Source organism: Bradyrhizobium sp. USDA 4011 (assembly GCF_054063415.1).
The window spans coordinates 6,390,347-6,414,660 of the sequence record NZ_JBSSGG010000001.1 but is presented as its reverse complement, the minus strand read 5'-3'; the positions used below and the strand labels follow the sequence as shown (position 1 = coordinate 6,414,660).

The 24,314-nt window shown below is 60.2% G+C and carries 16 protein-coding genes and 1 pseudogene; 1 reads left to right on the top strand and 16 read right to left on the bottom strand.

Annotated elements, in window-relative coordinates:
• Window positions 1-51 precede the first annotated feature (51 nt).
• The 4 genes from ACVW1C_RS30215 to ACVW1C_RS30200 all read right to left on the bottom strand — a co-directional run bounded on the left by ACVW1C_RS30215 (window position 52) and on the right by ACVW1C_RS30200 (window position 5,472).
• Complete coding sequence (locus ACVW1C_RS30215) at window positions 52-375, bottom strand: DUF736 domain-containing protein (RefSeq protein ID WP_456727916.1); 324 nt, start codon at window positions 373-375, stop codon at window positions 52-54.
• Between the two features lie 948 nt (window positions 376-1,323).
• Window positions 1,324-2,247 (bottom strand): DUF2493 domain-containing protein, encoded by a 924-nt coding sequence (locus tag ACVW1C_RS30210; RefSeq protein WP_456727917.1) that lies wholly within the window; start codon window positions 2,245-2,247, stop codon window positions 1,324-1,326.
• Window positions 2,248-2,623: 376 nt separating this feature from the next.
• Window positions 2,624-3,685 (bottom strand): DUF7146 domain-containing protein, encoded by a 1,062-nt coding sequence (locus ACVW1C_RS30205; protein WP_456727918.1) that lies wholly within the window; start codon window positions 3,683-3,685, stop codon window positions 2,624-2,626.
• 593 nt (window positions 3,686-4,278) lie between these two features.
• The gene (locus ACVW1C_RS30200; RefSeq protein WP_456761399.1) at window positions 4,279-5,472 is read right to left on the bottom strand and encodes a DUF932 domain-containing protein; all 1,194 of its coding nucleotides are present in this window, start codon (window positions 5,470-5,472) and stop codon (window positions 4,279-4,281) included.
• Between the two features lie 1,850 nt (window positions 5,473-7,322).
• On the opposite strand from ACVW1C_RS30200, the gene ACVW1C_RS30195 reads away from it, so the two are divergent.
• Window positions 7,323-7,607 (top strand): hypothetical protein, encoded by a 285-nt coding sequence (locus ACVW1C_RS30195; RefSeq protein ID WP_456761398.1) that lies wholly within the window; start codon window positions 7,323-7,325, stop codon window positions 7,605-7,607.
• Window positions 7,608-7,827: 220 nt separating this feature from the next.
• Here ACVW1C_RS30195 and ACVW1C_RS30190 read toward each other — a convergent pair whose 3' ends face one another.
• The 12 genes and pseudogenes from ACVW1C_RS30190 to ACVW1C_RS30135 form a co-directional block, all read right to left on the bottom strand.
• Complete coding sequence (locus tag ACVW1C_RS30190) at window positions 7,828-9,162, bottom strand: glutamine synthetase family protein (RefSeq protein ID WP_456727921.1); 1,335 nt, start codon at window positions 9,160-9,162, stop codon at window positions 7,828-7,830.
• Window positions 9,159-10,448 (bottom strand): ATP-grasp domain-containing protein, encoded by a 1,290-nt coding sequence (locus tag ACVW1C_RS30185; protein WP_456727922.1) that lies wholly within the window; start codon window positions 10,446-10,448, stop codon window positions 9,159-9,161. The genes ACVW1C_RS30190 and ACVW1C_RS30185 overlap by 4 nt, the downstream gene beginning before the upstream one ends.
• On the bottom strand, window positions 10,445-11,314 hold the full coding sequence (locus ACVW1C_RS30180; RefSeq protein ID WP_456761397.1) for an EamA family transporter: 870 nt from the start codon (window positions 11,312-11,314) through the stop codon (window positions 10,445-10,447). The genes ACVW1C_RS30185 and ACVW1C_RS30180 overlap by 4 nt, the downstream gene beginning before the upstream one ends.
• Window positions 11,315-11,463: 149 nt before the next feature.
• The gene (locus ACVW1C_RS30175; RefSeq protein ID WP_456761396.1) at window positions 11,464-12,294 is read right to left on the bottom strand and encodes a gamma-glutamyl-gamma-aminobutyrate hydrolase family protein; all 831 of its coding nucleotides are present in this window, start codon (window positions 12,292-12,294) and stop codon (window positions 11,464-11,466) included.
• Window positions 12,291-13,349: a dhydrorhizobitoxine desaturase gene (gene rtxC / locus ACVW1C_RS30170; protein WP_456727925.1), complete on the bottom strand. Its 1,059-nt coding sequence runs from the start codon at window positions 13,347-13,349 to the stop codon at window positions 12,291-12,293. The genes ACVW1C_RS30175 and rtxC overlap by 4 nt, the downstream gene beginning before the upstream one ends.
• A gap of 31 nt (window positions 13,350-13,380) precedes the next feature.
• Window positions 13,381-15,792, bottom strand: a complete 2,412-nt coding sequence (locus ACVW1C_RS30165) for a 2-aminoethylphosphonate--pyruvate transaminase (protein ID WP_456761395.1) — start codon at window positions 15,790-15,792, stop codon at window positions 13,381-13,383.
• A gap of 1,734 nt (window positions 15,793-17,526) precedes the next feature.
• A complete protein-coding gene (locus tag ACVW1C_RS30160) occupies window positions 17,527-17,817 on the bottom strand; it encodes a hypothetical protein (protein ID WP_456761394.1) in 291 nt (96 codons plus the stop codon).
• Window positions 17,818-18,094: 277 nt separating this feature from the next.
• Window positions 18,095-19,565, bottom strand: a pseudogene (locus tag ACVW1C_RS30155) (S10 family peptidase).
• A gap of 722 nt (window positions 19,566-20,287) precedes the next feature.
• Window positions 20,288-20,680, bottom strand: coding sequence for a 6-carboxytetrahydropterin synthase QueD (gene queD, locus ACVW1C_RS30150; protein ID WP_456761393.1), 393 nt, complete (start codon window positions 20,678-20,680; stop codon window positions 20,288-20,290).
• Entirely contained in the window at window positions 20,667-21,251 is a 585-nt protein-coding gene (locus ACVW1C_RS30145) for an MFS transporter (protein WP_456761392.1), read from the bottom strand. The genes queD and ACVW1C_RS30145 overlap by 14 nt, the downstream gene beginning before the upstream one ends.
• Window positions 21,217-21,936 carry an MFS transporter gene (locus ACVW1C_RS30140; protein ID WP_456761391.1) on the bottom strand — a complete coding sequence of 240 codons (720 nt, stop codon included), beginning with the start codon at window positions 21,934-21,936 and terminating at the stop codon, window positions 21,217-21,219. The genes ACVW1C_RS30145 and ACVW1C_RS30140 overlap by 35 nt, the downstream gene beginning before the upstream one ends.
• A gap of 191 nt (window positions 21,937-22,127) precedes the next feature.
• Window positions 22,128-23,906: an FAD-dependent oxidoreductase gene (locus ACVW1C_RS30135; protein ID WP_456761390.1), complete on the bottom strand. Its 1,779-nt coding sequence runs from the start codon at window positions 23,904-23,906 to the stop codon at window positions 22,128-22,130.
• Window positions 23,907-24,314: the final 408 nt, after the last annotated feature.

Sequence of the window (24,314 nt, the reverse complement as noted above, 5' to 3'; positions counted from 1 at the left end):
CGCAGGGTAATGCCCCGCCCGGACCAGCCGGGCGAGGCATCGTGGATCGGGTCAGTCGCCGTTGCGACGGCTGGGACGGGACCAGATCAGGCTGAAGCCATCGCCTTCCTCGTCGGCGAAGAGGTTGGCAAAGATCGGAGCGGTGAAGCTCGGATCGTCGAGCTTGAGGCTCAGATAGTCGCGACCCTCGTTGGAGCGCTTGGACCAGCCGGCCCCGATCTCGGCCCGGCCCACGTAGATGCGGTGGCTCGGAGCGTTGTCGTTGGAGCGGTTGGTCTCGGCGACGATACGGACGCCCTTGGCTTGCAGGCTCAGGGTGACAATCTCGCCCTGGAAATCGTTGCCCACCTTCTTGAAAGAACCGATGTTAGCCATGTCACTTCTCCTGTTGTGTTTCGAGCCCGCGACCACCGCGGCCTCGATGGCGATCTAAAGGCCGAGGACGATCGGCGACGCACCCCTGGCGGGCCGGAGCGCAGCGGAGGACGCCGTTGTGGCGACTTTCTTGGCTCGCGAGGAATGGGCGAAGCCCAGGGGAAGAAAGTCGCATCAACGGCGTTGCGGCTCAGACGATCGAGGCGGAGCCGGTCTTCGGCCAGATCAAGCCATCTAAGAGGCCACGTGCGTCCGCGGGCTGGATCGCAGGCTCGGGAGAAGACTTGGCAAATCTCGGTTGGGCTGCACAAGAGGTTGGAACGACTCGGCGAACAAAGAGAAACAACCTGCCGCAAAGGGCGATGTCGTGATGAGAGAACAATCGAGAACGACTGACCGTGCCAAGCCACGAGGTGGGCCGGGCCGAGATCGGCGCAGCATGTTCGAAGCGTTCCGAAGAGGGCCGCGATATCTCTCACTCCAGTCACTTGCCCCCCGTTCAATATGGCAATCCTGCGCAACCTGTTCGATGAGGAAGGTGGCGATGGATCATCATTCGCGCGTTGTGGCCATGAGAAAGGTTGAGACTGTTGCCCCACCAGTTCAGCCGGCTCCAACAGGCGGGTCTTCGCAAGCAGGAACAGTCACCTGCGTCCATGTCGCGCCGCCAACGCAAAACGCGTCAGCAGCCCGATCCGCGCAAGCGTGAGCACCAGGTGCGACGGAAAAGGCCAGGCCGCCACTGACCGCACTAAGGCCGCCCGGCATAACAAGCCAATGCGTGGTGTGGTAAGAACAAGACCAGGCGCGAGCATGGTGGCGGCTTCATTCGGATGGATTAGGAAGGCGTCTTCCACCATCGTCACAAGCCGCGACTTTGGAGCCAAAGCTGGACGCGCCGGAGTGACAGGCGTCCAGCTCCGCTCGATAGTTTGGAAAAGACGGCGCTCACGCGCCGCCGAATTTCCAGACGGGGATGCCGAAACGCCTCGCCTTGTCGGCGAGGTTGTCCTGGATTCCCGTACCCGGAAAATGCATGACGCCGATCGGCAAGAGTCCAAGCATGGCATCATTGCGCTTGAAGGGTGCTGCCTTGGCGTGCTTCGTCCAGTCGGGCTTGAATGCGATCTGGGTCACCTTGCGGCTCGTCGCCCATTTGGAAGCGATCAGTTCGGCCCCTTTGGGTGAGCCGCCATGGAGCAGGACCATGTCGGGATGCTTGGCGTGAACCTTGTCGAGGCGATCCCAGATGAGGCGGTGGTCGTTGAAGTCGAGCCCGCCGGTGAGTGCGATCTTCGGTCCTGACGGCAACATGACCTCGGTCTGGAAGCGGCGCTTGGCGGCGATGAAGTCGCGGGAGTCGATCATGGCTGCCGTGAGCGTGCGGTGGCTCACCAGCGAGCCCGACCGAGGACGCCAGGACGAGCCGGTGTGAACCTCAAACTGCTCCATCGCCTGGTCGCGGAAGAGTTCCAGGCAATTTCGGCGCTCGATCAGGGTGATGCCCTCCGCCGTCAGGCGCTCGAGCTCGACCGATCGCACCTCTGACCCATTCTGCTCCCGCTGGCTTTTGTGCTGCGCTTGTTCATTGTCGTCGAGCTGGCGTTCGATACGATCGACGGCCCGGTGGAACAGGTTGACGGTTGACCAGAGGAGTTCGCTGAGATCGGGTTCAAGCCGCGTATTGCTCAGCGTGGCGACCAGCACGTCGAACATATCGACGATGGTACCGGCGATCATCCGGCTCTCGGGAAGAGGTCTTGGATCTGGCTGGTCGTCGAAGGGGCGATAGCCGAAGAGCTGCAATTCGGTGAGGACGTGTTCGCTCGGAGACGGGGCATGCGTCGGTTCGATGTCGTCGTGGTCGGTCATCGCAAGAGATCCTTTTGGCGGAGCGGCCGCGCCCATCGCGGCCTTCGTGGCGATCACTCAGACGGCGGGCGGAACGGGCCAGAACCCGGAGCGGCTTGTCCGCCCAGGCCCGCAGGGCGTGGGCGGAAGCGAAGGGCCGAAGCGGCAGCGGAGGATGGCGAAGACCGGCTATTTTGCTTCGCGATGCAAAGCGCGCTCGCCAAATCGCGATCGTGTCTTCTCATTGCCTGCGCGTGGCGGAAAATGGCCGGACGCAGCCATTGCCGGCCCGGGCCGCTTGCCGTCCGATCGCCCGCTAGAAGGCCGAAGGTCGCGTCCTCTCCGCCAATTGGGTTCGGCTATGACCGATCTTTCGCCATCGGTCGAATTACCGCGACTACCCGGCCTCGATCGTGGACGAGCGCAGGAAGCGGGCGGCATCGTCAGGAACAAGTTGAAGCCGCAACGCTGCCCGGAGAACCTCAAGGCCGAAGACATGCAGATCTTCATTGAAGTCGCCGAGCCGAGGCAACAGCGAGATCGCTTCAACGCCGGCGTCCTCCGCGCGCCGGGTAAGGATGGCTTGTACGGCGTCTCCGGCGGCATCGGCGTCACGGGCGATATAGAGCCGACGCAAGCCAGCCGGCAGCAACATGGCTGAGAGATGATTGGCCGAAAGCGCAGCAGCCATCGGCAAGGTCGGCAGGACGCAGCGCAGCGACAGCATGGTCTCGATGCCCTCGCCGGCAGCGAGCACATCATCCACCAGGCCGAAACGAACAGCGTTACCGAGCAAGTCGCCCATGGCGCGCCGTGGGGTGTCGATGGGAGCCTTGCCGAGCCGGATGCGATCAAAGCCGTCCGGATCGAGCCAGGTGCGATGCACGCCGCATATCCGCCCATCAAGATTCGTGACGCTTGCTATCATCGCTGGCCATGTTTCCATCGGCAAATGCTCGTCCGGTCGATAGTAGCAACGTGGATGGAAGCGCAAGCTGCCGCTATGGTGGATACTGACTATTCCGCGACGCCGCAAATAAGCTTCGACCACCGTACCGTCGATGGAGCTGGACATTGCAAACAGGCGACGGGCGGCTTGCGGCGAACCGGCTCGCGCCGCTGGACCGTCGGCTTTCGGGGCGGCTTGCTGCTCGCAACGAGGTAGCGTTAGAAAGCGTCTCGCCTCCTCGGTCACCTTGCGAAAATCGCGTAAAGCCATACTTTCGCGGATGATGTCGAGCAGGTCCCCATGTTCTCCGGTGGCGGCATCGGTCCACTTTCCGGCGGGCCCCTTTGTCGATTCCTGGAGCCGTACGAACAACGAGCGTCCTGGCGTATTGCGAACGTCGCCAACCACCCAGTACCGCCCCACCCGCTTGCCATTGGACAGATAGTGTCGGCATACGCCCTCGGCCTCGCGTGCGAGGCGGCGTACCAATTCTGAGACATCAAAGACCATCACGCGCCCTCCCGCTCAACGAAGGGCTCAAGTTGAGTTTGCTTAAGAGGATGTCGCGCGACGGCGACGGCTTGATCTTCCAAACGGCGCTTGCCATGTCAGCTTCTCCGAACCGGGCGGCCGGGAGCCTCTCTCTCGGCCTCCAACCCGTTCGCGGACAAGCCTGTCCAGCTCTCGCTCTGGCTTTCGGCGGCAAATGGCGTTCGTTGGCGTGTGCCGCGCTATCGGAAAAAACCAGGTCGCGCCGTCACATGGCGGATCGGATGAAGCTCAAATGGCCGCCGGCGGTGGCAGAGGCGGTTATGTTGACTGCCCCTGAGCCAAGACGTTGGGGCGAACACGAAGCTGAACGCACGGAAGTGGGTTCGTGGCAGCGATTGTATGAATCAGCCGATCGTGTCGACGCGAGAAGCCAGAGATTCCGATGTAGTCGTCGCAATCCCATGCGCGGGTCTCGATCCCGCAAGAATTCTAAACTGTCCGGTCCTGTCAGTCCGCGATGGACATGACGGCGAGAGAGCAGCGCCCATCATCCCTGAACGTAAAGGGTAGGCGTACCAGGCCGGAGACCAGGATCTCCGGCCTGGCTGACATTACGCCGCCCGGTCGAGCAACTTCTTGGCCTTGGTCTCCATGTCCAGGCGGACATCTTGATGCGGCTTGTCACGCGCGACGGCGGTGATGCCCTGCACGAAGTCGAAGATGCTTTCAGGCGGGCGGCCCTCCTCCACCAGCACCGCGTCTATCACCTTGCCTGTCTCGGCCTTGGAGAAGCCGCGGCGGCGCAAGAACTCGGTGCGATCCTCGTCACTGCGTGCCACGATCCGCTCGCGAGCGGCCTTGATGCCAGTGACGAAAGGCATGGGTGAAGAGTTGGCGAAGCTCGACAACGCCGGGGCTGCCTCGTGAGCAAAGCGTGCGGCTGCGTATTTGGAATGGCGGATTGTGATCTCCTCGAAATCTTCCACGCCCCACAGATTGCGATTCTGGCAAACCGCACGAAGATAGAAGCTCGCCATGCCGAGGGTCTTCGCGCCAACTTCCGAGTTCCAACAATAGAAGCCTCGGAAATAGAGGTCGGGCGAGCCGTCACGAAGACGACCGGCTTCGATCGGATTCAGATCATCGACCAGAAAGATGAAAACGTCCCTGTCTGATGCATACAGGGTCGTCGTGGCCTTGGAAATGTCGACACGGGGATCGTAGATGCCGCTCGACCAGTCGAGTACACCGGGCACCTTCCACCTTGTATCGCCTGTGCCATTGCCGGCAATGCGCTGGACGGCCTCGACCAGCTCGTGGTCGTAGATCCGGCCATAATCGGGGCCGGTGACGGCGCGAAGCTCCACACGGCTATCCTCGGTCTCGAGCGTTTTGATCTGCTCGAGACGATTGGCGTTCAAGCCATATTGCAGGTTGATGGCCGCGAGTGACGCAGGGAGCTGCCGCAGGTAAGCGGCCGGAGCGCCAACCTGGCTTGCGAGCTGACCGAAGCTCCAATGCGTCGGCGCCACCGGGGTGTCGGAGCCGGGCAACATCAAGGCCAGCCGCTCGGGGTCGGCACGGCTTGCGTTGACATGGATGAGCGCGCTTTCGACCACGCGCGTCCGGCTGCGGTTCGCCCGATCGTGCACCGTGCGGGCCAGCTCATCGAGCGACAGGTAACGCTGATCTGCCGGGCGGGAAAACCACTCCGAGGACACCCGACCGACGCGCTCGCCGCGACTCACATCCACTTTGTATCCGCCGCTCGCAACGCGGCCGGCATCAACAATCTGCGTATTCATGGCAGCAATCTCCATGACGGGCGCGGAAGACTCTCCTCCGACCCTCAACCCGTCATGGCCATGGCCACCCCACTCTGCCTCTCCCTTTTTACGGCCGCCCCGAGGCCCAAGACATTCCGCGCCGCCGCAGCTACCGTCAGGGATGGAAGCCCGAAGGGTGAAAACCCGGCGCAAGCCGGGGTTTCAGCGTGAGCCGACAGCCCGCTCCCGGAGGGAGACGGCAATGAACCCGGGACCTACGGTCCATGGATGCACACGGCGTGACGATGCCAGATTGCGGCGGCGGAACATACCGATTACGGAAAAGGCGAATGTCCCGCGCCCCTCCGGCCCCCGCACGACTGTATAGGCCACACTATTGATCTTGATGGTCGTCTGTCGCTGGTTCTAACTCGGTAGTGAGCCGTGCTGACGTAACTGAAGAATCAGGGAAGCAGGGGCCGGTTGATCGCGATGGACCCAGTTCGGCCCGACAACAGGGCCGAAGTCCAGATGCCCGGAGCCATTCATTGGCCCTGTTGTTGCGCGATCCAGTCGCTGGTGATGGCGTGAAGTCTCGGCGGAAGACGAAGGTCCGGCGGCTTCTTGATTCTGAAAGCCGAGTTCGCGGAACGGTCCCACGACAGACGGCTCGGCTTGATGGCCGCGCTGCATCGCGAATGCGTGGGCGACTTCGCGTACCGTTGAGTCGTCGCTGCGTACTCTGTCTCGGGGCGGCACCGGTCGAGTCAACTCGAGGATGGCGCGCCGGCGACGCAGGTCCTCCTCTGAAGCAGTGAAACCCGCGCTGTCGGTGGTGTCGTCTCGGCTCTCGATGAAGTTATCGAAAGTGTCGACGCTCTCGTGGCGACGCCCCAGGTCTGGGCCCCTTAATGACGCACAGGCTCGACGGGAAATGACGAGGCGGCCTGCTGACCCGGAACGGTCGGTTCACAGGCGCTATCATGCCGCACAAAGCGACAATCGTCGGGCAACCCAAGCGCCAACCGCTCCGCCGATGCTCCCTGCCTGCCGACGTCCAACCGCGCAAGGCACCACTGCCGATATTCGTTAATATCCGCCCTCGGAGGCAATACCGCCCGAGCTATCTAAATCCGTTGCGGTCGACGATCCCCGTAAGGCCGTCAGTAGGGCGGCTCTGCGACGGCTCTCGCACAAAGCGAGGACCACCGCGCAACGCAGACTCACGATAAGGACGAGCGAGACTCCCGGCGACGTTCAATCCTGGCCAGCACCGCACGAAACTCCTGCGACATACTGCCCAGCGAATTGTCGCCCGCATTCGATGATCCGAATCTTCGCGTCGCGACAGTTTGCTGGCGAAATCCGTTGGATCGGCTGATGGAAAGGCTTTCATACTCATTTTCGGTGATTGTTGGCATAGCGTGCAGACAAAGCTCGCTCGATAGAGTCCATACCTAATCTCCCGTTGAGAACCGCCAAAGCTGGCTTTCGGGGTGCGGTAGACTGCCCAGCTTAGCTTACAGGATGCTGACAAGCTCGACGACGAAAGCGGTGCCTGCCGTTAGAAGACTCCAGACGTGAGAACTTCAAAGCCGCCAGTCGCGCGCGTCTATCTCCCCCGCCGGGGACTCCGGCCACTTCAGCAGCGCAGATCTTGCACTCGTCCATCCAGTCGTGAGCAGGGTACGACGATACGAATGTCGTATCGCCACAGGTAAGACAACAACTTCGCGAATTTACCCCAAATCTCCTAAACGATGACCACACAAGAGAGATTAGATGAAGCCGCGCTGCACGTACGCTTAACGCGACGCAAGCGGCGCAGGCGGGCGGCGCGGCGTCGAGCCAAACTCGCTCCGTCAAGCAACTCGATCCAGGAGACGTGAATGAAATTGGTGAAGACCTCTGTACTGGCATGCGGCCTTGCGGCTTTCCTTGCTTACCCAGTCATTGCGCAAAGCCTTGCCGCAGATGCCAAGGCTCGCAAAGGCGAAGGATCAAGCGTACAGAGCGGGATAAGCGATGATGAGGACTCGTCGCCTAAGCTCAGGGCCGCTGGCGCAAAAGCGGGCAGGAAGTCGACCAAGGGCGCAAAGAATGCAGCCGACGGCAACGCGTCCGACAATGAGGCAGTTGACGACCCTGCGCCGATAAGCAGCAAGCGGCACTGACGCGAAGCCCTGTTGGGGTCAACCTCCGGTCGCGCCCTGCGGCCGGAGGTTCAGCGGACGCGCCGCAACATGGATAGCTAGATTGTGATGGTCGCCTGCCTCCAGCAAGACGGCGAAAGAAGGAAGGGTCCAGGCGTGAACTTCCGCGGCTGTCCCGGACGGACGCCCAGGCCCTGACCAACCGCGGCGCAACGGCGGCAATCCTCAATAGTGCGAACAGCTAGATGATCTCGAAGTACCGCCGACGTTCAAAGTCAGTTACCCGATGTTGAACAGCCTCCCACTCCCAGCGCCGGGAGCAGGAAAAGGCCTCGACAAACCTTTCTCCGAACACATCATTGGCCGCCGGCGACTGTGCAAACCGATATGTTGCCTCTGCCAGGCTTTGAGGCAGCCTTCCGGAGCGAGGACACGTTTCCATGCTTGCGTCACCAACGATCGAAGCCGGCAAGTCCGCATCGGTCTCGACGCCCAGCACACCCGAACCGATAGCACATGAGAGAGCGAGATATGGGTTCATGTCTGCACCAGCCAGCCTGTACTCGAGGCGATGTGAAGACGGCTCTCCCGGAATGGCCCGCACCGCGCAGGAGCGGTTGTCAATTCCCCAGCTTGGGCAGACCGGCGCCCAGTAGCCGGGGACCAATCTCTTGTAGCTATTGAAGTTCGGCGCGGCGAGGACACAGAACTCATTCATGTAATTCAGTTGTCCGCCGACAAATTGCCTCATGATCTTTGAGACGTTGCCAAACGCGTTACTATCGTAAAACGCATTCTGGCCGTCCGAGAACACCGAGATGTGAATATGGCCCGACTGGCCGGGCCAATCCTCACAAACCTTGGCCATGAATGTTGCCATCATGCCTTTCGTCTGCGCCCAGGCTTTTATCATTGCCTTGAAGATGATCGCTCGATCCGCAGCTTCCAGGGCATCACAATGATGAAGTGATGCTTCAATCACGCCCGGCCCTGTCTCGAAGTGCAAGCCGCTGAGAGGTATTCTGGCCTTCTCACAAAGCGCCAATATCTCGCCGAACAGCTCCTGGTGCGCGACAGAGCGCGCAATCGAGTAACCGAAAGGCCCTCGCGTGAACGGAGCCCATTGGCCGAACGGTTTGTCCTCAATTGTGTCAGCGTTCTCATTGAACAGCATGAACTCGAACTCGAACCCGGCCGTGCAGCCGTATCCGTGATCAGCTGCCCTTTTCAGGACTTTGCGCAGGATACCTCGCGGGCAGATGTCCTCATGTGCGCCCATAAACTCGGCAAGGTAGAGATCCTGATCGCCGAGATAAGACACCAAACGGCCGGTGCCAGACAGAACACGCAGATCGGCATCTCCGAATGCTGAGAGTGGCTTTTGCGTGTATCCTTCGGGAATGACCCGGTCCGCACAATCCCACGCCAGCACCGCTTCAGAGAACTTGACGATCTTGTCTCCATCCGAGAGATCTTCACCCAGGACGTGCTTACCTCGAAGGATACCGTCAAAGTCGCTCACGCCAATCATCGCCGCACGAGCTGAGTTCGTGCGCGCCACACGGATGTCGGTCATTCGCCGCCTTCCTGCGCCATCAGATCGAACACCTGGTTCATCCGCAGCGCACGCAATTGGCGATAGTCATCCTCAAGCTGTACCAGGTCGTTATTGACGAGGTACACGATGCCTGGTGTGGACACCAGGTCGATCGTCGGGACCAGCTTTTGGCCTATGGGAACGAATGCGATGGCATCCGCAAAGCTCGAGAGGTTGCGGATTGCATCCAATCCGGAGTAACCAGCAACGACACCGCTCATATCGGAAATCAACGAGACGCACAGTGCATGAGCCTGTCGCTTGTAGGCCCCACGCAACCTCATACACTCACCAAATTCCTTGGGATTTGCGTATCGCCAGGCCGTCAGCGACATATGATTGTCACCCAACGCCATGGTCCTGGCCTTTGCCGACATGGTTCCTTGCAGTCTCGCTCCGAAGTCGACTAAAACCGGTCCGCGATCATCGACGATGATCTCCGCATGCGCTGGTCCGTTCACGATCTGCAGCGCCTGCAACGCACGCACAAGATAATCGGACAGCTCCAGAACGATGGGCTCCCTGGATCCGAGCAACCACTCGCGTGAGCAGACCGACGATGCGCCCTCGACGGGAACGGTCTCATAAGTCCAGGCCTCGGTGATGAACGCTTCTCCATCGATCGAGACGGCATTTACGGTATATTGCTGACCGTTTATTTTCTCCTGTGCAAGCGCCAGTTCATTGAACGCTCCGACCCGGTTCGTCTTTCCGACGATGGCAGTCAGAGCGCGCTCGACATCCGCATCAGCCGAGCAGAAGAACACGTCCTCCGTGCCTGTGCTATTTAGTGGCTTGATCACGATCTCATCGAAGTTCTCTTGACGTTTCCAGCTAGCGATCTCAACGGCATTGTCAGACACGACCTGCCTGATCGATCGCACGCCTGCTGCGGCCAACGCTTCGGACATCCGCGATTTATCACGCCGGGCGGCTGACAAAGCCGTGCCATTCGAGGGCAGGCCCAGTCGCTCCGAGATGGAGTCGGCGAGCTCAACCCCGGTCTCGGACCCCGCAATAACGAACTCCAGCTCCCTGCCGTGGAGCGCCTGAAGATGAAATTCAAGGATCTCGTCGCGCGCCATGCATTCGCGGGGACGAATGACTTCATCATACAGGTCCGCGTTGAAGTGCGACTGGAAGATGGCTGGGATCTGTGCAGCCGACATCACGTGCACCGTTCCAATTCCGTACCGCTTGAACTCTTCAGGTAGAAATCGGCCAGTCGAATATGCGTCGACGATTACACATTTGCGTTCGTTCATGCGGTCCTCCGATACTGCGAGTAGACGTTGCCGACAGCGACAATCGTGATGAGAACATTTCCAACGAACGTATGTAGCGAAGGCACGATGCGAGAATCGAAGTACTGGAACAGGAACGTGATGACAGGGGCGGTGGACAGCACCATGTTGACGGTGAAAGGCTCGACCCGTCGGATACCCTCCTGGATCAAGAGCAAAGGAACAATGATCGTGGATAGCCCGATCGCCGCGATCGCAGGCCAATGCTGCGAGATCTCAAGCACCATGGAGGAATAGTCGACCAGTCCCAGCAATAGGAGAATCGTTCCATAGAACCGGTGCGCCAACACCTGTCGGCCGGAAAATCCGTGGTCGAACAGCAGTTTGACCAGTATATTTGTAAGCGCCAGCGACAGGCCGGCCACGATTGCGAGGACGATGCCCAAGGACGATCGAGGCCCCCACTGCACGCCCGCATTGCCGCTGACCGAGATCCAGATCATGTAGCCGCCAATCATCGCAATCGTGGCGCTCACGACGATGTCGGATGCTGGAGGGATACCCTTCCGCCTGATCACCGCGTTCAACCACACTGTTGCGGCGGGTCCTAGCGCCACCATGAACGCGACGACGATCGCAGGTTCGGTGTATTTCAGGCCGACAAACAATCCTATCCAGCTGATCGCGGTCACGAGATTGAGCGACACAAAAGCCACGAGCGCTGGCTTCGTCACTCGTGCCCTGCCCGTCCCGTGACCAGCCAGCAGATTGAACGACAGACATACGGCGGCAAAGGACACCAACAGCGCAACGAACAGGTCTGCCTGCTGAAAATACGATGCCGCATACACCTCGCCGGCCGCGCTCAGGACGACGTAAAGCGCCACAAAGAGAACTCCCAGAGCGAAGCGGCTTGTCGATCGCCCGCCGTTGGTCCGAGGCTGTCGCGGCGCAGCGCGCACCCCGAACCATGCCGGCGCGTCGGTTCCGGTGAACTCCCCTTTGGATCTGGGCGGACCGCGTTTGGTTTGAAATGTCACTGTCCACCTCTCGTGCTTCTTTGTTCGGCGTACGCGAGACACGCCTCTCCGAATGCCGTGAATAGTCGCTTGCTCAGCAGATCGGTTGAGGCGTGCCATTCGGGGTGCCATTGCACGGCGATCTGCAGCGTCGGCGCGCCCACGACCGAAACCGCTTCGACCAGGCCGTCAGGCGCCCACGCCTCCCGTCTTAGCGCACTGGCCAGCACCTCTATGCCTTGATTGTGAAGGGAGTTGACCTGTGCTTCGACGGTGCGCGCGATCGGAAAGAGCGCACCTTCCGGACATACCCTGATACTATGCGCGACATCGTACTGGCGATCTCTCGGGCGGTCTGTCTTCTCGGCGTGCATCTGGCCACTTCCCAGACTCCACTCGCTAAGGGATGAGCGAAGCGTGCCGCCGAAATGGACGTTGAGCTCCTGCAGACCGCGGCAAATGCCCAGGATCGGCATTCCCTGCGCAATGGCGTTCCTGATCGCTGCCCCGGATAGCCTGTCCCGGGGACGATCACGGATTCCATTCTCGCTGTCTTGCTGATCAGGTGCCGGACAGGACGCAGGCGCCCTCAGAACGGCAGGATCGACGTTGGATTCGTCTCCTGTCAACACGAGCCCGTCGAGAGTCCGCATGAACGCCCGTGCGGTCTCAACCGGCGCATCTTCAGCGTCGATCGTCGGCAATATGACGCACGCCACGCCCGCATGATGAAGCAGGGCCTTGACGTACTTGCGCCGCAACCAATCGCGATGCACACCATCGACCAACAGACGGTTCGAGGTGATGCCGACCACGGCGCGGGCTTTGTGTGGCCGTTGCAACGTCACGCGGGTTGTCCGCTCGTGTTGGCACCGCGCATAGATTGCTCATACAGACGCCGGTTTCGCTCCTTCAACTGAGTGATGACGCTCGGCTGACCTTGCGGCCCCTTGACGAAGAGCCCTCCCCAGCTTGCGGCAACCTTTGCGTAAGCCGGATCTTGCATCCTGATTTTCTGGGCTTTGTGCAACAGCCAGAACGGGATGCCGGGCGAGAGGTGATGCTCGAGGTGATATTCATCCAGGTTTTGCCCAAGGATAGCCCGCTCCAGGAAATTCCCTTTGCGATTCCTTGTCAGATAGACGTTCTGCGTCTCGGTCTCGCACATCGGTGAGTGCTCGGCGAGTTCAACAAACCAGCCAAGCACCTGGAACGTGGTGAGATAGGGCACGATCCAGAACAGGATCACGATGTGGAGCAGCCCAAGGGCATATGATCCGCCCAGGATGCAGATCCAGAAGAGATAGAAGCCATATTTGTCGATAAGTATGCCCGAGCGGCTCTCGTCCTCGGCATCTCTAATCGAAAACCGGTTGGTCCAGAGATACTTCAGGTACGACACCGTCGCACCGCCAAATATCGGCTTCCAGATCAGGTTGAACGCGTATCGCTCAGGCGGCTGCACGTCGTAAACACCGTTGGCCAGGAAGAACTTCAGGTCAGGATCCTTGTCCGGGTCGCCGAGGTATGGATGATGCAAATAGACGTGTGAGATCCGGTAGGCCCAGTGGCGCTGGAACAGCGGATAGGCAGCGAACAGAATCCCGAGGACGTAGTTCCAGGTGGTGTTCTTCGCGAGCGTGCGGTGAGCCGCATCGTGCGCGATCGTCGTCAATCCGCGCTGGTAGGCGCCGATCAAAAGAACCGCGAGTGGATACAACCACCATGAGACCGACACGGTCGCGAGCGTGCACGCCGCGATCACGGTGTAGTCTTTCGCGATATAGGCAGCACCCGTTATGTTATCGGGCCTCAGCTCGGAGAGCTGCTTATTGATCTCGCGGCTGAATGGAACGGCCTCATAGCGTGACGACTTCAGTTTCCAAGCTTCTGGCTGATTCATGGGAATCCCTTCCTGATCATTTTCCAGGTTGTCAGATTGCGGAGAGCGCCTTGTGCAGATCGCGGACAATGTCGTCGACGTCCTCGATGCCGACGCAAAGCCGGATCGAACCGCCGAATATGCCGGCGGCCTCGCGCTTTTCCCGTGGAACGGTTGTGTGTGTCGTGGAAACGGGATGCGTCACCAGCGTGCGGGCATCTCCCACATTCGAAACGTGATACATCAAGTCGACGTTCTGGATGAACTTGCGTCCGGCCAGCTCGTCCTCCACCTCGAACATGACCATTGCGCCGTGCCCGTATGCCGGATTGAGCGTCTGATCGACGGTTTCCCGATCCGCTCCTTCGAAAAGCCCCGGATAGAAGACACGGCGTACCTTTGGATGCTCCTTGAGAGCGTCTGCGACGACCTTGGCGTTGGCGCAGTGCTGCTTCATGCGAAGCGGCAGCGTCTCAAGCCCCTGGATCAGTTGGAAGCTCGCAAACGGAGCGATCGCAGCCCCCGTATCGCGCAACCAAGTCATGCGGGCCTTCAGCAGAAACTCGCTCTTTCCAAGATCGTCGACATCTTGCAGCGCGCTGCGCCAGATGATCCCGCCATGCGCCTCGTCAGGACCGTTGAACAACGGAAAGCGGGAGGCTCCGCGGTAGCTGAACTTGCCGTTGTCGACAATCAGTCCGCCCAGTGTGGTGCCATGGCCGCATATGTATTTCGTCGCGGAGTACGTCGTGATCGCAGCACCGAGATCTGACGGCCGGCATACCAGTGGCGTCGTCGTATTATCCACCACCAGGGGAACGCCGTACTTCCGACCGATCTCCGCCAGCTGCTTGACCGGAAGCGGAATCAGACAGGGGTTCGAAATCACCTCTCCGAACAGGCATATCGTGCGATCATCGATGGCACGTTCGAACGTCTCGGGCCTTCGAGGATCCGCCGTCCTGACGCTGATGCCAAGACGCTTCAGCGTGTTATGGAGCAGGTTCCAGGTATTGCCATACAGATATGGCGAGGCGACGACATTATCCCCGACCTGCCCGCTTGCCAGGTTGACGATGGCAAGGAAGGTTGCCGCTTGCCCTGATGCGACGGCGAGCGAATCCCTTCCCGTATCGACCGCCGCATACCTTCTTTCCAGCGCGCGGGTCGTCGGATTGATGATCCTTGTATAGGTGAACCCATCAGCCTTTACGTTGTAGACATCGGCAATGTGGTTCAGATCGCCATCGAGTTCATAAGCCGTGTTCTGATATATCGGCACGGCCACAGCCTTCGTCACCGGGTCGCGACGGTAACCCGCGTGCAGAACGGCAGTCTCGGGGGACCATGGCACCTGCGCGCCCGCTGCCACGCGAGGCGGCACCTTGACGAGGGCCTGGGATGTCTCCTGGGCGGATATTGGTCGCGCTGCCGCACCCTGTCCAGGGCGGAAGTATGTCCGGAAGGCGCAACCCAACTGCTGAATCCAACCGGATTGAATTTCCCCGATGCAGCCGATCCGGAAACTCCGCGTCGCAATGTGCAGCTTGGAGTAGATGTAAAGGTTGTGGCTCGCCAGGTGGCGATACAGCCCGTCAAATGCTGCCTGATCCGCCATCCCCGACGGCGCAACGAACGCAACGCAGACCGGCGACTGCACGTTGGCGGCTAGCAGCGGGGAGACCACTCCCTCGAGTTCCTTGAGGAGATCGTCCCTGACCTTCTCATACCTGCGGCGACGGGCAGGAATGCTCTCTTCCTCCAGGATCTCCAATGCCCTGGTCGTTGCCTGAACGATATGGGTGGGAGGTGTCGAACGCCATTCACCTGTGCGCTCCAGCGAGAACCATTGGTCTCTCACGTCGAGCACAAATGACCTCGGCTCTTGAACCGCTTTCTCCAACAGTTCGCGAGAGGCGATGACAAACGCTACGCCCGGAGGCCCCTCTATGCACTTGTTGCTCGACGTGACTAGGACGTCAGGGCCACCCTTGCTCAGGTCAATATCGATGCCGCCAAAAGAACTCATCCCGTCGACGATCGTCTTCACGCCACGCCGCCTCGCCTCCTCCACGATCGCATTCAGCGGATTGACGATGCCGGTCGTGGTCTCGCAATGAACGAAACACAGGTGCGTAACGCCGGGATTTCGGTTCAGATGCTCGCCGATCTCCTGAGGATCCAAAGGGTCGGTCGCCCGCTTGGCAAGCGTCTGCGCTTCGACACCCCATAGCCGCAGCATCTTGTATATGCGCTCGCCATAGATGCCGTTTATGCAAACGAGTGGTTTGTGGGCTGAAGACACGAATGTTGACAGAGCGGCTTCCATCGCAAAAGAGCCGCCTCCCTGAATCGGGACCACCGAATAGTCGTCGGCATTTGCCAGCAAATTGAGGATCAGCCGCCGCATGCGGGCGGTCACTTCCTTGAACTCGCAATCGCGCGATGCAAGGTCAAGCTGCATTTGGCTCCTGACATCCAGCGATAACGACAATGGACCAGGCGTCAGCAAAGAACGCTGTCTTGTCACACTATTCCCCCTCAGTTGTATTCATCGATGCATCTGGAGCAAAGCCGCCCCAGCAAAGAGACGGCGAGCGCCGTTCAAGAGCTTTGAGCCCTGCGCGATAGAACCCGGGTGCGCTTCGGATCGGCAGTCGAAGAAGCTGCCCAGGGACAACCTGCACATCCAGTCGCGGATGCGAAGTGATGTCCCGCAAGGCTCTTGAGCGATGTCCTTCAGATCTCCCAACAGTTCGCATTATGACCGCCCCGCGAGCCCCATTTGGCGCGACGCGCCACTCTGATCCGGCCATACGCATCCCGCAGATTTCAGCGCGAGTGTCGGCTTGTCGCCGCGCGTCGACAGTCCAACCGGACGGCTTACGCGCGCCACTCCGGCAATATTGAAATCGGATCAGCAGTGCGCGTCGGACCGTGGCGGCCGACCCGGATCCCGGCACGGCGCATTTGATGATTGCCGCTTCCTGCGTGAGCCTAAGACTTGAGACATTCGCACACTGTCGCTCGTTGGAGGTTTTGACGACCCTCGCCGTCTATTTTTCAGATCGTACAACTTGACGTTAGGTGCGTTTCAACCCTCTCCGGACTTTTCTCGTGTGAATTTTTCCTGACGTACGCGTCCACCTTCGGGAGACAAGACGACCTGTGCGGAGATTCTCGGACGAGCTCCGTAGTCGCCTGGAGTTCAATGACGCTGTCGGAATTCACCTGAGCTCGATGGCCACGGACAGGTGAGCTAGCCTGCTCCGCCCGCTGTTGCGTGCGCGGCGCTTTGCCACATCGGCAAACAGATACACGGGGTCTGTTTGCGCTGCGTGTCCGTTAGACAGGTCGCGCCCGGTTCTGCAGTTCTTTGACCTTGAGCCGATCACATAATTCAACTCGTGCCCGGCCGGCGCGGTGGGAGGCCTCCCGCTCAGCTTATGGTTGGGTCATGGCGGTCCAGCCGGTCCTTTTGCAGGCTGTCGGACAAACAATGACGCAGCTGGAAGACAATGGAGGACGCCCGCTGCTTTCTCGCGTCGCTCCTTCCGATCAGATGATCGCTCATGCTCCGATGCTCGTTGATGCGCGAACGGCGGCCAGCAAGCCAAGGTGACGCTATCGAGCAACTTGCAGCTCTTTGCGTCAGCTTGGGGTGGTCCTCGCAGGTGACCTAGCATTGACGACGCGGTGTTTGCGAGTTCCTAAGACCATTCGATTGTGTTCGCGAAACTCCGGGTGCGGTACCGTCATCTCGTGCAATGTTGCGCGGATTATGCCACCCGTGTGGTGAAAGCTCACCCTTTTTCCGGTCGAGACACTTGCCGCTGGGATCGGGTTTCCAGGACGCTCGATGGAGCGTGCGGAAATCAGACTTTGGAACGGAACGATGAGCGCATGTCCAACAAAGAGTAATCAGCTCGCGGGTTCGACGGCAGGCTTTTCTGACAGAACGATGATGGTCCAGAACGCGGGTCGCTGAGGACGTCGCTTGTTGATTAAACCTCCTGAGTGCCGCACGTTTGGATCGCAAGTCGTGCGCGGTCTGTCAGCAACCGGCCGCACGATTTTCCGTCGTGTCTGCCTGGCCGCTGCGCTCTGTCGAGTACCGCCTCTGTTTGTGTATACTCTTGCATCGTGACCCGCTTGGCACATGAATTGCTGAGAACCTCATCGGCTTGGCTGTTTATCTTCACGCCCCCCAAGGCGGCCAAGCTGGCGAAGCAAACTTAGCGCGGGTGGCTCCTCCAAGCACCCGCGTCTTTTTCCGAAGCGCAGTAAACCGGGGGATTTCGGCACCAGACTCTGAGAAGATCGAGTCATGGCCCGTAAGAGCCATTAAAGAATGCATGCCGGTTTTGGGTGGTCGAAAGGACAAATCGAAGCTCGCCTGGTAGTTGCGGCGAATAAAACCTTGCTTCATGAGCCAGCGCCTCACGATCACTTCACCGAAGTGTGCCGCAAGGCACGGGCTCAAATTCATTTCGGCTCTCCAGGAAGACGCTCTGCCAATTCCGAGAAGCGCGTCACGCCCGCCCAGCGTGTGAGCGCGCATCAGATGGCGTCGGCCAGCTTACTGCTTGCCTGATCAAGCCGAATTTTGTTCACAGCCATTTTTGGAATGCGTCGTCTAGCGGCCGGACTACGACAATCCACGCCTTGATCGGCGAGAGACCGCCCCTTGTGCTCTGTCCCGTAGCATCAACGACATTATGTTTGTACGAAGGCGGCCTTGCTCCTGACCAGGCCTGGTATCGGCCTTATTTCATCAGCGCTTCGACCTCTGCTCGAAACGCGTGGCGCGAGGCATCTCGTGAATAGAACATGTGGCCGCCCGGAAACACAACAAGTTTGACGCGCGGTGTGGAGGCAAATGGCGGCAGTTGATCGAGCACGATCTGTGATCCGAAATATGGCGTGGCGAGGTCAAATAGCCCGTGCGCCACCAGCAATTTCATGTTCCGGTCCGTCGCCAAGATCTTGCGCAGCTCCGAAACTGACTCCGGAGGGCTGCGGCCGAAATCCCAGGCCTCCCTGACCTTGCGATTGGCCAGTTCATAGGAGCCCTCCGGCCGCCAGCCAAGCTTGCGCGTAAGGAGATCGACAGTGGCGCTGGTCAGAGGCGCCGCCAGCGTATCGCTTGAGGGATCGCCTGAAAGCTGGAAATCGGAATCCGGATATGGATCGAGGCCACGCACAGAGGCATCATACCTGCCGATTAACTTGCCATTCTTGCGGTCGAACTCGCGGCGGAATTCGGCGACTTCGAAACGGCCGGCGAGCCGTCTGCTGACCGCTTGGTCGATGCCGGTCAGCACCGCGACCTTGTTGGCCAGACGCGTAGTTGCTTCCTTGTCGGCCTGGCCTTTGATGAGATCGACCAGAAACTCGCCGCGCGCATAAGCTTCCACGTCGGCGAGATCGGCTCGGTTTACCGAACCTTCGGCTTCACGCAGGGTCGCGACATAGCTGGGCAGCGTGGCGACGTACTGCAGCACGCTCCTGGCGGCGCTGTAGTCGAACACTGGCGAGACCATGATCAGGCCCCTGACGCCTACGCCCTGCCGCATCTGCAGCTGGTCGACGACCTTTGGCCCACGAATGCCGCCATAACTTTCACCCGCGATGTACTTCGGCGACAACAGCCGGTCATGCTTTTCGAGCCAGCGACGGATCACCAGCGCGAGCGCGTTGACGTCGCCCTCAACGGAATAGAGCCACTTGCGCGCGTCATCGCCGGTCGCCGCGAAACGGCTATAGCCGGTGCCTACAGGATCAAGAAACACCAGATCAGTGAAATCGAGCCACGTTTCCGCGTTTGGACTCACCTCGGGAAAGGTCGATGGCGTGACCTCGTCAGCATTGATCGGCAGCCGCCACGGTCCGGCATTGCCAAGCTGCAGCCAAGCCGATGATGAGCCTGGTCCGCCGTTGAAGAAGAATGTCACCGGGCGCGTGCCGAGATCAGCGCCTTCAAGCTGATAGGAGGTATAGACGATATCGGCCTGCGGCTCACCCTTATCGTCGAACAGGCGGATGGAACCGACGGTCGCGACGAAAGAAAGCGTCCGCCCAGGCAGCTCAAGCGTGTGCCTGGTGCTGGAGTCCGGCGGCAGGCGATGCTGCTCGGTCAGCGACGACATGCCCAGGTTTTGGCCCGCCACCACCCTTCTGGCCGGCCGGTATTGTGACCTGGGCGGGCGACGGATTGTTGGCCCAAGCGCTCCCCATCGCCCCAGAGGCAAACAGGATCAGCGCAAGAGAGGTGAGACCCGGAGCGGTCAATTTCATCGCGTTTCCCCTGCCCGGCGCGGCCCTTGGTGCGCGAGGCGTGTCTGTCAAAACGGCCCTAACCACTAGCTCATGCGGCTGAACGACAAAGCTACCGGATCGAGTAGTCGTCCCCCTCGCCCGAGGCGCAAAAACTCGTCATTCCACACACTTCCACGAAGTACGCGTCACGGTTTAGCAAAGCGCCTCCAGAGGGCGATGGTCATGCCCGTGGACATTGCGCACAAAGCGAGGCTGTGGCTCTAGATTGACGATGGGCAGAGCAACTACTTCGAGAATAGTTCGAGAGTAACGCGACATCAGTGAAGCGCATTGTAGATCTGCCTGCTCAAGGGCAATCGCAGTATCCGGCCGTTGGATGCCAATCAGCTCGCTGATTTACGAGTGGGATGTCGGCGCCGCGTCACGCCATCAGGGCAATGTTGCGTGGACGGCCACGATCCCAGACAAGTCAGCAGCGACCCAGACTGCCTGCATCTCGACCGGATGAGCGGCCCGATGACTGGGCGCGGGAACTCTTCCACCGTGGCAAGCCAATGGGGATCAGCAGCAGCTGAGGAATATCGGTCGAGTTCCATGCCTAGGCAAGCGCGGACGCCGCCGAGCACCGGCCACATTGCTCGGCATCCACAGTGCTCTTGCATTGGCGTCAGCGCCCTCGACTACCTCGGCGCGCGTTTGGGACTGCCGCCACAAGCCGCAACCTCCGCCCAACAATCGGCAGTCTCATAAATCCGCACACTCGCGCAATTGGGAATGCGATCAAAGAACCAACGGGCGATGATCTCGGCGGTGGGGTTCTCCAGTCCGTCGACATCGTTGAGCAGTCGGTGATCGACGAGCTTCAGCAGCGGCTCCAGCTCGGCATCCATTTCAGCGAAATCCCTCACGAATCCCCTCGCGTCTACCTGTCCGCGCATCACCACTTCCATACGGTAGTTGTGGCCGTGTAGGTTCTTGCATTTGTGGCCATCGGGGAGATTGGGAAGGCGATGAGCTGATTCAAAACTATAGGTGCGGCCAATGAGCGTGATCACTCCATCATCGTCGTTCATTCCGTAAGTCCCTCGCGCCAACGATTTGCTCCGCAGAAAAGGGCCTGCTAACTCTCGCCGGCCCTTCCTTATCAGATTGACGGAGCAATGCCAGGCCGAGCAAGGCCGAGAGAGCAGAGCCGAGGCCCGGCAGTATCAGCGTGACCGCGTAACCTAATCTTGCCACGGCAAACCCACTCGCCGCGAAGCCCACCAACGCTGACGCCGACATTACCGAAGTCAGAAACGTGACATCTGTGCCCGCCTTGCCCGGCCGGGCGAGCCCGAGAAACCAGTTCGTGAACGTGACATGTTGAACAGCGAGTGCCGCGAACACGATACCGACGCTCACGACGGCGCTTACGCGAACGCTGACGTAGCGATCAACCATCGCAAGTGCGCCGAAACTTATCGCCATGACTGCGCAGCCCCCGATCAAGCCTCGCTGCGGTGCCATTCGGCCGATGATGGCGCTGGTCAGCGGCGCTACCAGCGTGTACGTCAATACGTTCGAAAGCGCTCCGATCCATCCAATGTCTACCGCGGCGAAGCCGAGGTCAACGAGCCGTAACTGAACCGTCGCGAACGCCACAGCGATCCCGATAACCGCCGGCGATCAATGCGGCCGTCGTCCACAGGTCATGGTAGCGAAAGATCGCGGAGATCGAGAGGCGCTGCGTCGAGCTGCATCGGTCGCTGCGTTGGAGCGGTTCAGAAATAGCGAACACCCAACCAGCGAAAACGGCTAGCAGCATCGCCAAACCCAACAAAGCTGGACGCCAGCCGACCATCTCGATCAATTGGAGGCAGACGGCGCCGCCGATGACATGGCCGATGGCCCGGCCCCAACCCAGCAGCGCTGCGCCGAGCGGCCGTTCGCTGGAATCGAGAGCTTCGGCTATATAGCCCAAAGTCGCGATCCGCTGCGTGGCGGCGATGGTCGCAAGTACCAGGGAGACAAGAAAAAGCGACACAAAATCGGTCTTCGGGTTCAAGAATGCCATTGCTGCCAGCACAATGGTACTGGCGAATTGGGTCAACAGGATCCACGAACGTCTCAGCCCGAGACGATTGAGGCTCCATCGATCCACCACCGGGGCCCAAAGGAAGTTAACGGTGAATGCAAAGAAAGCGGTGCCGTAGAGGCCGACTAGTTCCAGGCTGGCACCGTTGCCCCGAAGGATCACAGGAATGGCCGAATAGATGAACGCGATCGCCAGATACTGCTGACTAGCCAACGCAACCATCCCAATGAGTGGCACGTAACGATTTCCCATCTGCCTATTCCTCCCGAAATCGATTGCGCACGTACCTTAAGAGAACGGTTTGAAAAGACAGCGGCTAGCCGTTATCAGTTCGGATCAGGCCATACTCGATGAATGCACACCGCGCCTGCCCTTCATCTTGTTGCGCCCAGTTGCCTTCCCAGTAGACGGCACTGTCGACGTCACATTGACAAGCAAGGCTCTCAGTCGCAACCATCGCCGACCCAGCGCGTCTCCAGCTCCTCAGGGAGGTCGACAGCGTCATCGCTGGTTAAAAATCCACGGTCCGAGGAGAAAGCTGCACTTGCCCGTGGCGTTATATCCTCTCCAAGGGTCGCGCTTGCCGGCGGCAAGGCCAGCGCAGCAGCGACAACTGTTCCTGCCCGCATCATCACGTCTTCACCACGCGTTCGTGCAATCGGGTAATGGCGTCGAGCGCCGACAGGATCGCTCCCTCCTGCCATGGCAGCTGCGAGGCGTGCTCGCCTGCCAGCGCGATGCGGCCGTCGATCTGGCACAGATTGCGGTAGTGCTGTGCGCGGGCGGCCTCGGTCCACTGGCCGGCGGCAGCCGAGCGTGAACGGCACGCGATGCCAAGCCACCGCGACGCCGTGCTCGAATTCGTTCCTGTATTGCGGATGGATTGCGGCACCGAACTCGACCGCGCTGGCGACCCGCTCGGCCGGTGTCATGGCGGTGAACTCGAACGAATTGGCGCCCCCATGCATGTAAGCGCCGAGCAGGATGCCGCGGCCGCCACTGTTGAAGCCAGTATTCGGATAGGCGATCTGCTGGATCGGCAGGTCGGTGTAACTGATACCGCCATAGATCGCCTCGTCCTCTTCCCAGAACCGGCGTTTGAACTGCAGCCCGATTTTCACCGAGGCGACGTAGGGCACGGAATCGATCGCATTTTTCATCGGCCGGCCGACATCGATCGGCAACTGGCTCAGGATCGACAACGGGATGGTGCAGATGCACCAATCGGCGGTCGCCTGCTGCACGACGGATGGACTGGTCGTGTCGACATAGCTAACAGTGACGCGGGAGCTGCTCTGCTGGATCTGCGTCACCTTGGCGTTATAGCGGATGAGATCGCCGACCTCGCGCGCGAACGCCTTGCCGATCATGTCCATGCCGCCGACCGGCTGGAGCATCGTGGTCTGAAAATCATAGCGCGCATAGCTCTGCAAATAGCGCCACATCTGCGATCGCAACAGCTCCTGCAGCGAGACCGGATCGCTGGGCAACGGATCGCCCATCAAGCCGCCGCCGGGATCGCGGGCATAACCGCGGAACTCGGCGGAGACGAGGTTGGCGTTGTACTTGTAGTCGCGATCCAGCGCGCCCCAGTCGCGCAGCGCCTGCAGCAGAATCTCCTGATCTTCCGTGGTGACGAAATCGTCGAGCCTGCCCTGCTGGCTGACTTTCGCCAGCAGCTCCGCCACGCCGCCCTGGAAATCGGCCTTGATGCTGCGACAGCGCTGCGGCTTGCCGTCGAATGCGCGCGTCGCGTGCAGATAGGCATTGTGGTTGAGCTGGATGAAGGGTTCCAGCGTCACATTGAGCCGGCGGCAATAATCGAGCAGCGCGCGGTGGTGACCAGGAATCCGCCACGGGCCGGGATTGAGATAGAGCCCCTGCTCGAACTGGCAGGTCTGCTTGAAGCCGCCGAGCTCGGTAAAGCTGTCCCCGCCGCGGATCGACCAGTTGCGGCCGCCGGCGCGATTGTTGAATTCGAGGATCTGGACCTTGTAGCCGGCCTTGCGCAGTTCCAGCGCCGCCGTCATGCCGGCAAGCCCCGCGCCGAGAATCAGCACCGAAGCGCCCTTGACATCGCCCGCGAGCTTGAGCGGCCCCTTGTAGGCGGACTCGGATGCGAAGCCGAGGCTCGTCATCGCCTGATACATCGCCGAACTGCCGGCGATGGTGCCGATCAGCGCCAGCAGATCCCGCCGCCTGATCACAGATTCATTCTGCACCGGCGTTCACCCCTCCGGCTCGTGCGATCAGTTTCGAGAAAGTGCGCAGGCTGCAGCGCAGACTGGTGGCGCTGCCGCGGTGCGCCTCCGAGATCGTCTTCGATTGTCCCATTCCCACATTGGTCGTGTACCGCGTCGATCGTCGTCGATAAAAAAATAGCTATCTATCCGCAGTCCTGAGGTAGGCAGGCCGATCCGCGGTCGCTTCAATGCAGGAGCTGGTCAGTACACCTGAGTTGATGAACCAACGTCCAGTCACCTCTAGCGACGATTAGCGAGCCGTCGATCAGAGCTCGACGCGTCGAAGACGCAAACGTTTCGTTCCTCGAGGCGCTTGCCGGACGTGTAAAGCCGTTCGACGGAAAACGAAGCAGTTGATCACGCGGCACGAGCCCCTTGAGCGACTTC